The organism is Acinetobacter sp. TTH0-4 (assembly GCF_015602665.1).
GTDB lineage: Bacteria > Pseudomonadota > Gammaproteobacteria > Pseudomonadales > Moraxellaceae > Acinetobacter > Acinetobacter albensis.
The window spans coordinates 2,598,662-2,612,408 of sequence record NZ_CP059079.1 but is presented as its reverse complement, the minus strand read 5'-3'; the positions used below and the strand labels follow the sequence as shown (position 1 = coordinate 2,612,408).

The following is a 13,747-nucleotide window of genomic DNA, read 5'->3' as shown; positions in this document are numbered from 1 at the left end:
TATATGACGGACAAGTCAATTCAAGAGTTAGCACTCAGCGTAGAACGTCCTGTTGAAAAGCTCCTAGAGCAGGTTCGTGAGGCAGGCTTACCGCAACGTAAAGCTGACGATATTATTTCCACTGAACAACAAAATACCCTTGTGAATCATTTGAAGAAACTTCATGGTCAAGACAATGGGAATGCAGGAAAAATCACGTTGAAACGTAAAACAACCAGTACTGCTAAAGTAGCCAGTACATCAGGTAAGGCAAAAACAATTAACGTAGAAGTGCGTAAAAAGCATACGTTTGTTAAGCCAGATCCAGAACAAATTAAAGCAGAAGCTTTAGCAAAAGCGGAAGCTGACAAGTCACGTACTGAATCTAAAGCGAGTGACAATTCACCACAAAATACATCTGCTGAAGCAGCTGTAAATACGCAAGGCGCGTCTAAGGCGAAACAAGCTTTAGAAGCGATGCGTGCAGCAGCCAAGCAAGAAACGGCCAAGCAAGAAGTATCTAAAGCTGCTGTCGTGGTAAAACGTAAGTCAAACAATAAACCGATTGTGAAACAAGCGGTTAAAGTGACTGAGACAGCAGAACAAAAGAAAGTACGTGAAGCTCAATCTGCACAATTAAAAGCCGCTGAAGAAGCAGCACGTCGCAAATCAGCTGAAGAAGCGCAGCAGCGTACACTTGAGCAAATGCGTCAAATGGCGTCTAAGTATACTTCTGAAGATACTACAGCCACCATTCGTGTTGTTGATGATTCTCCACTAGCAGCTGGTCTTGTTGGTCAGGCATATGAAGATTCATTTGCCAAAGAAGACCGTGAGATTAAGCGTGGTGGTAACACGACCAGTACACGTGCACCGAAAAAGGGTGGCCGTCGTGGTCAGGAAGAACAAAGTTTCAGCAAGCAACCTAAACGTGGTCTGAAAACCAGTCAGGCTGGTAAGCATGGTTTTGAAAAACCTGTTAAGAAACAAGTTTATGATGTAGAAATTGGTGAAACGATTGTTGTTGCAGATCTTGCAGCGAAAATGGCGGTTAAAGTTCGTGAAGTCATCAAATCGCTTATGAAAATGGGCGAACTGGTCACGCAAAACCAAGCGATTGAACAAGAAGTTGCATCACTGGTGGTTGAAGAAATGGGTCATAACCCAGTTCTAGTATCAGATACGCAAGCTGAAGATAACTTGTTGGTTGCTGCTGAAGAAGCGCGTGGTGAACAAACCACTCGTGCGCCAGTAGTCACGATTATGGGTCACGTTGATCATGGTAAAACATCACTTCTAGACCGTATTCGTCGTACCAAAGTGGCAGCGGGCGAGGCAGGTGGTATTACCCAACATATCGGTGCTTACCATGTTGAAACTGAGAAAGGTATTATTACCTTCCTTGATACGCCAGGGCATGCTGCATTTACCTCAATGCGTTCACGTGGTGCCAAAGCGACTGATATCGTCGTTCTGGTTGTAGCAGCAGATGATGGTGTAATGCCACAAACTGCTGAAGCAATTGATCACGCTCGTGCTGCAGGTACACCAATCATTGTTGCAATTAACAAGATGGACAAAGAATCTGCTGATCCAGATCGTGTATTGAATGAATTGACCACGAAGCAAATTGTTCCTGAACAATGGGGTGGTGATGTTCCAATTGCAATGGTTTCAGCACACTCTGGTTTAGGTATTGATGAACTTCTTGATCTGATCCTCATTCAATCTGAACTTCTTGAGCTTAAAGCATCTGAACAAGGTGCAGCACAAGGTGTAGTGATTGAAGCCCGTGTCGATAAAGATCGTGGTGCGGTTGCTTCTATTCTTGTACAAAATGGTACATTGAAAGTAGGTGATTTAGTCCTTGCTGGTGGTTCTTACGGTCGTGTTCGTGCGATGGTAGATGAAAATGGAAAACGTATTCAATCAGCAGGTCCTTCAATTCCTGTAGAAATTTTAGGTTTACCTGAAGCGCCAATGGCGGGTGATGAAGTTCTTGTTGTCAATGACGAGAAAAAAGCCCGTGAAGTTGCGGATGCGCGTATTGCGCGTGAACGTGAACAACGTCTTGAGCGTCAAAGTGCAATGCGTCTTGAAAATATCATGTCATCAATGGGCAAGAAAGATGTTCCATTCGTTAACGTGGTTCTTAAGACTGATGTACGTGGTACTTTGGAAGCACTTACTGTTGCATTGAATAGCTTGTCTACTGATGAAGTTCGTGTACGTGTGATTGGCTCAGGTGTCGGTGCAATTACCGAATCTGATGTTAGTCTTGCTGAGTCTTCAGAAGCTGTTCTACTTGGATTTAACGTACGTGCCGATACGACTGCGCGTCAAAAATCTGATGCAGATGGGATTGATATTCGTTATTACAGCATCATTTATGAATTAATTGATGATGTGAAAGCAGCAATGAGCGGTAAACTGGCACCTGAACATCGTGAAACGATTCTGGGTGTAGCGCAAGTCCGTGAAGTATTCCACTCAAGTAAATTTGGTGCAGCTGCAGGCTGTATGGTACTTGAAGGTATGTTACACCGTAACAAACCAATTCGCGTTCTACGTGATGATGTGGTGGTATTCCAAGGTGAACTTGAATCACTTCGTCGTTATAAAGAAGTGGTTGAAGAAGTTCGTGCTGGTATGGAATGTGGTCTTGCAGTCAAAGGTTATAAAGACATCAAAGCACTTGATAAAATCGAAGTGTATGATGTTCAATTGATTAAACGGAGTCTTTAATGGCGGGTAGTCAACGTCTTAAGCGAATGGGCGATACAGTACAGCGCGAGTTGTCTGAACTGATTCGTCAAGAGCTTAAAGATCCACGCTTAGGTGGTCTTGTGACCATCTCTGCGGTCAAAGTCAGCGCAGATTTAGGCTATGCAGAAGTTTACGTCACCATTATGGGACGTGAACTTGGCGATGATCAAAGTGAAGCAGCAAATAAGGAAACTTTAGAGGTGCTGAACAAGGCCTCTGGTTTCTTGCGTCATGAATTGAGCCGTCGTATCAAGACACGTATTACACCGCGTTTACGTTTTCATTATGATAAAACCAATGCATACGGTAACTATATGTTTGGTTTAATTGCAGAAGCAGTCAAGGATTTACCTCCTGCTGATGATGCAACACCAGATGAAAAATAATGCGTTATTGATCATAAAAAGCCACCTTCGGGTGGCTTTTTATTGTATTTGTTTTACCTTAAATCAACGTCATATGACGAAGACAGAATAAAAATCAAATCTGAATTAGTCTATATCATTCGCAGCATTCTTTTTTAATTTAGGAACACGACGACGACTACGTTGCCAAGGCAAAGGACGATCTAAAGCTTCGGGTACTTCACCACTCGATGAACGTAAACGTAAATGTAAAGCAGCTTGAGCCATCAAATTTGCAGAAACAGGTGCGGTAATAAAGGAAAATAGCGTAATCAGTATTTCAGCAAATCCAAAGCGTCCATGAAAAGCTGAAAAAATAATGGCGGCCATTAAAAAACTGCCCAGTCCCAGTGTGCTGGCTTTGGTTGGTGCATGTAATCGCATAAAAAGATCGGGAAGGCGCACCATACCTATTCCACCGACCAGCGTGAAAAAAGCACCAATCATCAAGAAAATTGAAACCAGAATTTCCATTATAAGTTGCGTCATGTTCACTCCTAATCGACCACATGGCCAGTGGTAAAGTAGCGAGCAAGCGCAGCGGTAGAAACAAAGCCGAGCATTGCAACCAATAAAGCACCTTCAAACAATGAAGTGCTTGCCCAGTAGATTCCTAAAATAATAATGAGACAGGTGGCATTCAGAAAAAGTGTGTCTAAAGCCAAGAGACGATCAACAATCGATGGTCCCATCACCAAGCGAATTAAACATAAAAACATTGAGAGGGTAATTGCGACCAGACATAGACCGAGCGCATACGGCAAAATGCTCATGTATCATCTCCTCTTTCTACATTAAAAATCGTCATCAATGGTTTTTCATAACGATTTTTAATGTCTTGAATATCGATCTCTGTGTCATCTGAACTTAAGGCATGGACCAGAATATCACCGCGATCTTGGTCAATTCCCGCAGTCACTGTACCAGGTGTGGTGGTAATAATTAATGCGAGAAGTACATTTACCTGTTCATGTTCAGTCTCTAAAGGCACACGAAACCATTTAGGATGAAGTTTACGGGTAGGACCAAGCACCAGTTGAGCGACTTTGATATTACAAATAATAATATCCCAGAGCACAACAAAAAATAGTTTGAAGGCCAAGATCCATTGAATATCAGGTGTACGCGCAATAAATGGTTGAATTAATCGAGGAATAAAAATTCCAAGTAATACCGCCATAAATAAGGTGGTTGCCTCAAGATTATGTGCCAACATGACCCAACTTAGACTGACAATCACCGAAACAAATGGATGCGGTAACCAGTTTTCCCAAAACACTCGTTTCTGCATGGTTAAGGCTCCATCGGTTTAAGTTGGGCATCATCTAAAACCTGGGGTTTTTGGATGTGCTGTTCCTCAATTTGACGCATTTTATATTCAGAAATATGTCCGCCCTCAAAAGTTTTTTGAGGAATGAGGTAAGGAATTAAATTTGCATTTGGATCAAGTGTTTCACCACCATATTTTGTTTCAGGCAAATTCTCAGGATCATAGGGTTGTACACTGATGATTTGCTGAAGATGATCGTGTTTTAAAATTGCGGTTTCATACAGGGTGTTATTTTGGATTTGTGCTGCTGTTTTAAACATATACTGTTGAATCGGGCTAGCAAATACCATAAACAGTACTAAAGCGAATAACAACAAATAGATGGTTTTATCATTGCGTGCAGGTGCTTGCTCGGGTAGGGCTTGATATGCCTTGAACTCAGCCGATTCTGGGCGTTCCTCAGGTTTGGTGGCGCGCCAAAAAAGGATAAAGCCAATTCGGGTAAAGGCAATAATACTGAGTAAGCTTACCACTAGTAACACCACAATAATGATAAGTTGGTAAGGTGAATGTGCGGTGGCTTGCAAGATAAAAACTTTGCCTAAAAATCCACTAAAAGGTGGTAAGCCCGCCATCATTAAGGCAATCATAAAGAAGATTAAAGAGACCAGTTTTTGCTGCTTCATTTGAGGTGCAACATTGAAATGATCTTTGAAACTACCGCGTTGTGATGTAATCCAGCCGCACAGTAAATAAAAGGCTGCTGCAATCAGAGTGCTGTGGACTAAATAGTAAAGCGCTGCTGCCCACGCCAAAGTATTAAACAAAGAGATCGCAATAATCAGTGTACCGACTGAGGACAGCATCATAAAGCCGACAAAACGACGTAATCGTTCAGATCCGATGGCCCCAATAACACCATAAACTGACGTAATTAAACCTAACGGTAGCAACCAGCTGGCCAGAATATTATGACTGAGCTCATCATCAAAAACAGTTCCATTAATACGTAAAATGGCATAAATACCGACTTTGGTCATAATGGTAAAAATGGCAGCAATCGGGGTGGTGGCCACTGCATATGTTTTAGGCAGCCAAAAACCGACGGGTAATAGGGCAGCTTTAATGGCAAAAACCACAAACAGTAGCAGTCCACCTGCAACAGCAAGTTTGTGCTGATCGGCTTCTAACATCGGCATTAGACGAGCAACGTCGACCATATTTAGACTACCGACACTGCCATAAATAATTCCCAGCCCAATGAGAAATAGGGCAGAGGCCACCAAGTTAATGGTGACATAATGAATTCCGAGTTGAAAACGCGCCTTACCCTGACCATGTAAAAGTAAAACATAGGAGGCCATTAATAAAATTTCAAAGAAAACAAATAGATTAAATAAGTCGCCAGTCAGAAATGCGCCACACAAACCCATCAGTAGAAAATGAAACATAGCATGGAAGTAACGTCCGCGCGCATCCCAGTCACGGCTTGCAAACCATAATATTGGCGTAGCCAAGGCATAAGTGAGCACAAGCATGAGGGCCGAAAGCTGGTCTAAAACCAACACAATACCAAAAGGTGCTGTCCATTCCCCTAAATTATACGTACTGATTTGACCGCTACTGGCAAATATTAAATAAATAATGGCGGTGCTTAAACCTAAGAGTGAGGATACATAGCTAATTCCGCGACGCCAAGGCTGACGCCAATCTTGCGCCAAAGCACCTGAACCAGGATTGCCCAATAACAGCAATAAAAATGCGGTAACTGCAGGAATTAAAATACTAAAGATTGGAGTATGTTGCGCCCAAAATTCGAGGATATTATTCATTAAGGCTCATCCTCACGCGGGTCAATTGGCACAATATCTTCTTTGGAGTCGACATGATCATTCCCCGTTTCATAACGACTGCGTAAAGCCAGTTGCACAATAAAAGCGGTGGTGGCAAAGCCAATGACAATCGCAGTCAAAACTAAGGCTTGAGGTAGAGGATCGGTCACTTTGGTGGTTTCGGTCAAAACAGCAGGTGCATCTATTTGAAGTCGTCCCATAGCAAACAAAAATAAATTTACGGCATAACCAATCATAGCCAAACCCAAGACCACGGGAAAAGTACGGGCACGTAAAATTAAATAAATTCCAGTGGCAGTCAGGAGGCCAATCGCAGAGGCAAGTAAAAATTCTAGACTGATCATTCTATTCTCCTTTGCGTACTGGACCAGCCATGCTGGAGTGGCGTGAGTCGCCTAAAACTGAAATCATCAGCATGCTTGCACCAACGACAGTGACATATACCCCCACATCAAACAGGGCAGCCGAAGCCAAATGCATTTCACCTAATACGGGCGCTGAGAGATAAAAATGGGCACTGGTCAGAAATGGTCGTCCCCATAACCAGGCACCAAGACCTGTAAGTCCAGCAATTAAAAGACCAATACCAATCCAAACTTCATATAAGCGCCCCGATTTAGCCTTTAGCATGTGTTCAGCTTGATCTTGACCCAATGCAATATATTGAATTAGCAACGCCAATGACGTAATTAAGCCTGCAATAAATCCTCCACCTGGCAAGTTATGCCCACGTAGAAAAATGTAAAGACTAACCACAAGTGCCAAAGGCAGTACCCACGAGGCTGTAATACGGAACATCAATGGGGAAGGGTTGAAACGATAAGTTAACCCTTGGGTCATGGTGGTGCCATGTGCACGCATGCCATCCATCAGACACAAAGTACCAATCGCAGCTATGCCAAGTACTGTAATTTCACCAAAAGTATCGAAACCACGGAAGTCGACCAAAATAACATTAACGACATTGGTACCGCCGCCCAATGGAATCGATTGTTGTAAGAAAAACCATGAAATGGAATTATGATCACGCGTTAAAATGAGCCATGCAATCCAGCCAATTCCTAGGCCACCGCCAATGGCGATCAGGGCATCGCGCCAACGACGTGAAATACTCGATTCATATGGGGTAAGTTGGGGTAAAAGCGATAAGCTCATCAACAATAAAACCGTCGTAACGACATCTACGGTAATTTGAGTGAGCGCAAGATCAGGCGCAGAAAGGGTGACAAATACAATGGTCACCACCAGACCCACTGCACCACTAATCAAAACGGCTTTAATTCGCTCATGGTGAAACCACAACATCATCCAGCAGGCACTGAATAATAATAACCAAAGAACAATCGCAATCGCGGGTGCATGTGTCAATTCGCGCGTGCCCGTGGTGAGTCCTTGATTCATCAGTGGCATAGCCAGTAAGGCCGCACTAAACAAAACAATCCACGTTAAATAAGTTTGTAATGACCCATTTTCAGTTTTACGTTTTAATTGACGTGATTTGAGTAATAAATGCTTTAAAAATAAGTCAAATAAGATTCGACCTTGTAACTTGCCCAGCAGAGGATCTAGGTCAATTTCACGGATTTTACCCCCTTTCGCCAGAGCAAAATAGAAAATAATACCGCCCAAAAGCGCAATTATACTCATGAGTAAAGGTAGATTAAACCCATGCCAAATGGCTAAATGTGTGCCTTCAAATTCAGCTATCTGGGTACTGGCACGTGTGGTTGAATTTACAATTTTTTCAACCAGAAGGGCAGGTGCTAGACCCACTAAAATACATAAAATAGACAGCAAAATTGCTGGTACACGCATACCTAAAGGTGGTTCATGCGCGTTTTGATTGGGAACCTGTGGACCAAGTGGACCATCGAAAAATACCCCATGTACCAAACGTACTGAATACGCGACTGCAAAAACACCAGCCAAGGTAGCGACGATAATAGAAAAAATCAGTATAGGTCCAGACAAATTGGCGACCAGTTCCGTAAAGAACATTTCCTTGGATAAAAAACCATTGGTCAAGGGAACGCCAGCCATCGATGCTGCGGTGATCATGGTGAGCGTGGCAGTAAATGGAAGCAGTTGCCAAATACCGTTTAATTTGCGTAAATCGCGTGTTCCCGTTTCATGATCAATAATTCCAGCCAGCATGAATAATGCAGCTTTAAACGTTGCATGGTTGATAATATGGAAAATGGCTGCTGCAATCGCAAGAGGTGAACCGATCCCCAATAAGCATACAATGAGACCCAAATGACTGATGGTCGAATAGGCCAATAGACCTTTTAAATCTTCTTTAAAGATTGCAAAAAAAGCGGCCATGCACAGGGTAAATAAGCCAACAAAAGTCACGATGTTGTGATAAAGCGCCGCACCAACAAAAATAGGCGCAAAACGTGCCAGCAAGAAAATGCCTGCTTTCACCATGGTGGCAGAGTGTAGATAAGCCGACACGGGTGTCGGTGCTGCCATGGCATTGGGTAACCAAAAATGGAAAGGAAATTGGGCACTTTTGGTAAATGCACCAATTAAAATCATCAATAAAGTGGGCACAAAAAGAGAGTGATTTTGAATTTGTGTGCGCATCCCCAAAATTTGGTCTATTTCATAGGTGCCTGTAATTTGACCCAATAAAATGAAACCACCCAGCATCGACAGCCCTCCCATACCCGTGATGGTAAGTGCCATGCGTGAGCCACGTTGTGCAGCTTCGTAATTGCTCCAATAACCGACCAGAAGAAAAGATGAAATACTGGTCAATTCCCAAAAAATAAGCAATAAAATCAAATTATTCGATAAAGATATACCCAGCATCGCTGCCATAAACAGCATTAAAAGCAGATAGAGTTTACTGAGAGAGTTTTTGGGACTTAAATAATAATAGGCATAAATATAAATGAGCGTACCGATACCGCTAATCAGTAAACAAAACATTAAACCCAAAGCATCAAGGCGAAAACTTAAGTGAATACCAAGTTGTGGTAACCATGCCCAGCTTTGAGTGATACTGGCACCATTAAAGACCGCTTTTGCTTGAGTCAGTAGCAAAATAAAACTGCTTAAACTGACTGCAATTGCGCCTAAAGCCGTTACCCCGCGTGAAAATCGATTCAGCCACGAGACAAGGGTTGTGCCAAGTACTAACGGTAACAAGATAATAATCGGTAGCACATTCATATCCATTGTCGTGAATTAGGTCTTTTAAAACCTAAAAGGGTGAATGTTATCTTTCAAGGATTATAGGAATGCAAAGAGCAGTCCAAAAAAGTTCATTCTTGAAAGCCAAATGTAGTGAAAAATAATCAATAACAAACTGTGTTGCGCAGCTTGTAGAAAGTCATAGTAGAATCGGATTTTACTATCAAACTTCAAATATACATGATCTTATTGCATGAGTAAAACAACATCAAATCTTTTTTCGTCGAGCCATATAATTATACATCCATCTAAGATTTTCATGCGGCGAAGTAATTAATGGCTGAAAATTATTCATTAAAGTTATTAGAAATTGAATTTTATACATGAATTATGCATGCAATTTATTTTTTTCAAACTCTGATTGTGGGCGAAAAAAATACTCTCTTATTGTTTCAATCAATTGCTGAAGTCAAATTCTGAGTTAAACGCAAACCTTCTCAGGGCAGAAGTTTTGAGTTTGAAAAGTAAAATAAGGTTATTGGGGTGAAAGGCGGGCAGCGTTGAACTGAAGATATCTATGTTCAGTATAAACGCGATTGGCTCACCTTATTCTCCTACCGCTTTACGCAATGAAACAGGCATTTGCTTTTTGAGTTGTTGTACCAAATCGTAGATATGGTAAATATTCAAACTGACTTTGGCGCGGGTACAGGCCACATAAAGTAGTCTTAACTCTTCATCACTAATTTTATGGTCTTTTTCATTGACCTTAAATTGATAGTCATCTTCGATATGCACACGATTCCATTCCAGACCTTTGGCTTTGTGCGCGGTCGAAATAATATAATCGGCATGCTCAATTGGACTAATTTTGGCTAGTGCACGTTTTAACGGATCTGTACCGTGATCATCTACCAGTTTCACCAAGGGTTTAATGTCACTACCATCATTGGTTTCACAGTATTCATGTACATCATGCCAAGAGTTAAACCAAGCCAATTCAGGTACATCGGTAACGCGCTGTCCTTGTTTTAGCATACTGGCCGCATCAACAAAACGATTCAATTTAACATGGTCGGCTTGTAAGCTAACTTTGTCACCATGCACTAAACCTGCAAGTAACAGTTCCATGGCACGCGCATTGGTACGACACAAAATAGCATCACGTTGTTTAATATGTGGTTTATTGACTACTTTTGAATTGAGGTGTGGATTACCCAAGAGGGGTACAGTTTCACTTAAAGCACCCAAAATGGCATTGGCATTTAAGGCGATTTCCTCACCAAAACGAAACGAGGTGGTTAAACGCGACTCGGGTAAAGGCAGTTGTTGCATGGCATTAACTGCACCGCGCCATGCATAAATTTGCTGATGGGCATCACCGACGTAAATCACTTGGGTATTTTTTTGACGCAGTAAAATCCCGAGCATGAGTGGGTCGGCATCTTGTGCTTCATCAAACAGCACATAATCGGTTGGAATATTCGGTTCAGATAAGGCCCAAAGTTTCAAATAAATATCATGACCAATACCCGCCTGATGATTCGGATCAATCGATTCTAACCAACGCCGTTCAATGGCGGGATACAGATGATTCTGTAGCTCAGTAATATCATCTGGATGCAACCAGCTCGGTGCTTGCAGATGACGCGGAGCAGGGTATTGCGAACTGGTCGAACAAAAATGACTGACCGCATTGGCGACTAAGCTGGCCAAACGACTTGGCATCATCACATATTTTTCATAACGTCCACCCATCATACGGCGCAAGGTAATTGGGTTAAGTCGATATTCTTTGGCAATAAAACTGGGGCTTAATCGGGGTAAACGCAGTTTATCCGTTACCCCACGCGGCACACTACGAAATGCCAGTGAATGAAACGTTCGGCAGTCAACATTACGATGAAATTTACTTTGTGCTTCTGCGGCAATTGCTTTATTGAACGCCAAATACATACCACGCCGTTCGGGCATGGCATCACTGATCATTTGTAAAGTGGTGGTTTTACCTGTACCTGCATAGGCAATCACTTTAAAGGATTTGCCCAAACGTGCATTGTCTATGGCAATGGCTTGCTCATAAGTAGCGCTGGGTTTTTTGAAGTCAGACACAGTCATCGGCTTAATGTTGACGGTTGGCTTTTTCAACCAAACCTGATAAGCCTTGGCGACGCGCGAGTTCATTTAAAATGACTTGAGGTTGAAGGTCAAAATAACCCAACATTACAATACTGTGGAACCATAAATCTGCCACTTCATAAATCAAATCATTTTTATTGTCTTCTTGCGGTTCAGATTTAAAATCTTTTGCGGCAATAATGGTTTCGATACTTTCTTCACCGATTTTTTCTAAAATTTTATTTAAACCTTTTTCATAAAGCTTTGCTACGTAGGATGAATCAGGATCGGCCGCTTTACGCTCAGCCATCATTTGACCCAAATAATCGAGTATTTCTATCTGTTCAGATTGCGCAGTTGAGGCATTCATTGCAAGGGAATGTGGATTGCTCGAATTGTTCGCATAAATTTGATCTGGATCTTTTAATTGTGCATCGACGATTTCCCAGCCATTGGCTGTCAATTTGCGATAAAAACACGATTCACGACCTGTATGACAGGCAATGCCACCGTGTTGTTCAATTTGTAATACAATGACGTCGGCATCGCAGTCCAAACGGATTTCATGTACAGTTTGAAAATGCCCAGATTCTTCGCCTTTATGCCACAATTTTTGGCGTGAGCGTGAGAAATAAACTGCTTGGTTTTTTTCAGCAGTTAAAGTCAAAGCTTCACGATTCATCCATGCGACCATGAGGACGCGACCAGTTTGATGATGTTGTGCAATGGCAGGAATGAGACCTTGTTCGTTAAATTTTACTTCATCGAGCCATTGCAGATTTTTCATCAGAATTTCACCAAAATATATTCAAAATTAAAAAGAGCGAATGAAAATCGCCATTGCATAGTGTACGTGATAAGCGATGCTTTGAGAAAAAAATATCCATTTGATCCGTTTCAAACTGACTTGATCCACTACCCAGATATAGTACGACCACAATTTTTAGCATCCAGCCCGATGTAAAACGGACCGTTAGAGTACAGCGCTCATCAGACCTAGAAAGCTGTACATTGACGTCATTTATAAAGCGTGCATAAACTGAGGGAAATTTTGCTTTTCGACCAGCTCTAAAAATTCATCGCCTAAACGTTGGCTTTCAGCCACACACTGGTTCCACATTTGAATACGTTGTTTTTGGTCTAAACCTTTTAAGCTAAAGTCTTTGCGATCGGGTAAACGCCCGAGCGGCAATGATTGTAAATACTCTTTCGATGGTGAAAGTAATAATGTCCTTGCTTGATTTTCAGGATTAGCTTTACGCTTTTTCAACATTTTATCGAACCAGCCTGGAGTAATGGTGTCGCTAAAGTGCGGATACAATACAATCCCTTGGCTTTTAAAGGGCAGATCAAGATGATAATCAATTAAGCCTCCATCGCGATAACTCCCCTTAGGTGCATCTGGAATATCACGAATAGCGGACATCAGGCCTGGAATAGAGGCTGAGGCCATGAGCCAAGGGGTGATATTTTTTTCATTTAAAGCATGATAATGGGTAAAAAAGTCATCTTCTATTTTAAACTGTTGAGCCGATGCAGGTTGACTAATCACACGTTGCATAAATAGACGATTATGTTTTCGCCCCCATGCATTACTTCCTATAATACCTGCCACTGAGGCAAGCAGTGGCAAAGAATGATCACTTTGAAATATATGCTGCGCTTTAATCGAAATAATGGCCAAATGATAATCGGGGTGTTCAATAAGCTGTTGTTCTTTGCCTTGAATCAGTTCAATTAACATATCGCGACAAACATGACCGACGTCGTTTCGCGACATTTTTTTATGAAAATAAAGATGTGTGTATAAATCAGCAAGACGTTTGGTGCCTTCTTGTGCGCCCCAAGCCAAAATACTGGCAAAACGCCAGCTTCCAATTGATGAACCAATAAGTGTTCTGCGTTGTGGTGCTTGAGGAAGAAAATCACCAAAAATAGCTTGGTCTAAACCTTGAATACCAATCCCTTTGGGGCCACCAGCTGCACCAGGTATAATATCGACAAAACTGGCTTGTAATCCTTCTTTTTCAATCAGTTGGCGTGCAAGGTGACCTGCACGTAAGTTTAATGCAGGAGCCCGTTTTTGCATAATTTGCGTCATGATCTTCGATTAAATATACAAGTGTGCTGTAATTTTAATCCGTTTGCTGTGGGGCACAATGGCGAGAGACATCAGTTGGTGACTGAACAGTCACTGGATGGGAAAAAGCCCGATC

General features: G+C 42.0%; 11 protein-coding genes. 2 read left to right on the top strand and 9 right to left on the bottom strand.

Going from position 1 to position 13,747, the window contains the following annotated elements:
• Window positions 1–3: 3 nt before the first annotated feature.
• Window positions 4–2,724, top strand: coding sequence for a translation initiation factor IF-2 (gene infB, locus H0S58_RS12170; RefSeq protein ID WP_053578928.1), 2,721 nt, complete (start codon window positions 4–6; stop codon window positions 2,722–2,724).
• Window positions 2,724–3,131, top strand: coding sequence for a ribosome-binding factor A (locus H0S58_RS12165; protein WP_053578927.1), 408 nt, complete (start codon window positions 2,724–2,726; stop codon window positions 3,129–3,131). Before infB ends, H0S58_RS12165 begins: the two co-directional genes overlap by 1 nt.
• A gap of 105 nt (window positions 3,132–3,236) precedes the next feature.
• Here the strand turns inward: H0S58_RS12165 and H0S58_RS12160 are convergent, their stop codons facing one another.
• From H0S58_RS12160 to H0S58_RS12120, 9 genes are all read right to left on the bottom strand, one after another.
• The gene (locus H0S58_RS12160; RefSeq protein WP_193889708.1) at window positions 3,237–3,638 is read right to left on the bottom strand and encodes a Na+/H+ antiporter subunit G; all 402 of its coding nucleotides are present in this window, start codon (window positions 3,636–3,638) and stop codon (window positions 3,237–3,239) included.
• A gap of 8 nt (window positions 3,639–3,646) precedes the next feature.
• On the bottom strand, window positions 3,647–3,922 hold the full coding sequence (locus H0S58_RS12155; RefSeq protein WP_092720512.1) for a monovalent cation/H+ antiporter subunit F: 276 nt from the start codon (window positions 3,920–3,922) through the stop codon (window positions 3,647–3,649).
• Window positions 3,919–4,440: a Na+/H+ antiporter subunit E gene (locus H0S58_RS12150; RefSeq protein WP_193889710.1), complete on the bottom strand. Its 522-nt coding sequence runs from the start codon at window positions 4,438–4,440 to the stop codon at window positions 3,919–3,921. The genes H0S58_RS12155 and H0S58_RS12150 overlap by 4 nt, the downstream gene beginning before the upstream one ends.
• Window positions 4,441–4,442: 2 nt before the next feature.
• The gene (locus tag H0S58_RS12145) at window positions 4,443–6,251 is read right to left on the bottom strand and encodes a monovalent cation/H+ antiporter subunit D (protein WP_195726648.1); all 1,809 of its coding nucleotides are present in this window, start codon (window positions 6,249–6,251) and stop codon (window positions 4,443–4,445) included.
• On the bottom strand, window positions 6,251–6,616 hold the full coding sequence (locus H0S58_RS12140; protein ID WP_053578922.1) for a Na+/H+ antiporter subunit C: 366 nt from the start codon (window positions 6,614–6,616) through the stop codon (window positions 6,251–6,253). The genes H0S58_RS12145 and H0S58_RS12140 overlap by 1 nt, the downstream gene beginning before the upstream one ends.
• Window position 6,617: 1 nt before the next feature.
• Window positions 6,618–9,458, bottom strand: a complete 2,841-nt coding sequence (locus tag H0S58_RS12135; RefSeq protein ID WP_195726647.1) for a monovalent cation/H+ antiporter subunit A — start codon at window positions 9,456–9,458, stop codon at window positions 6,618–6,620.
• 561 nt (window positions 9,459–10,019) lie between these two features.
• Window positions 10,020–11,525, bottom strand: a complete 1,506-nt coding sequence (locus H0S58_RS12130) for a UvrD-helicase domain-containing protein (protein WP_195727619.1) — start codon at window positions 11,523–11,525, stop codon at window positions 10,020–10,022.
• Between the two features lie 10 nt (window positions 11,526–11,535).
• Window positions 11,536–12,318, bottom strand: a complete 783-nt coding sequence (gene hisIE, locus H0S58_RS12125; RefSeq protein ID WP_193889716.1) for a bifunctional phosphoribosyl-AMP cyclohydrolase/phosphoribosyl-ATP diphosphatase HisIE — start codon at window positions 12,316–12,318, stop codon at window positions 11,536–11,538.
• A gap of 234 nt (window positions 12,319–12,552) precedes the next feature.
• Complete coding sequence (locus H0S58_RS12120) at window positions 12,553–13,632, bottom strand: patatin-like phospholipase family protein (RefSeq protein WP_195726646.1); 1,080 nt, start codon at window positions 13,630–13,632, stop codon at window positions 12,553–12,555.
• Window positions 13,633–13,747: the final 115 nt, after the last annotated feature.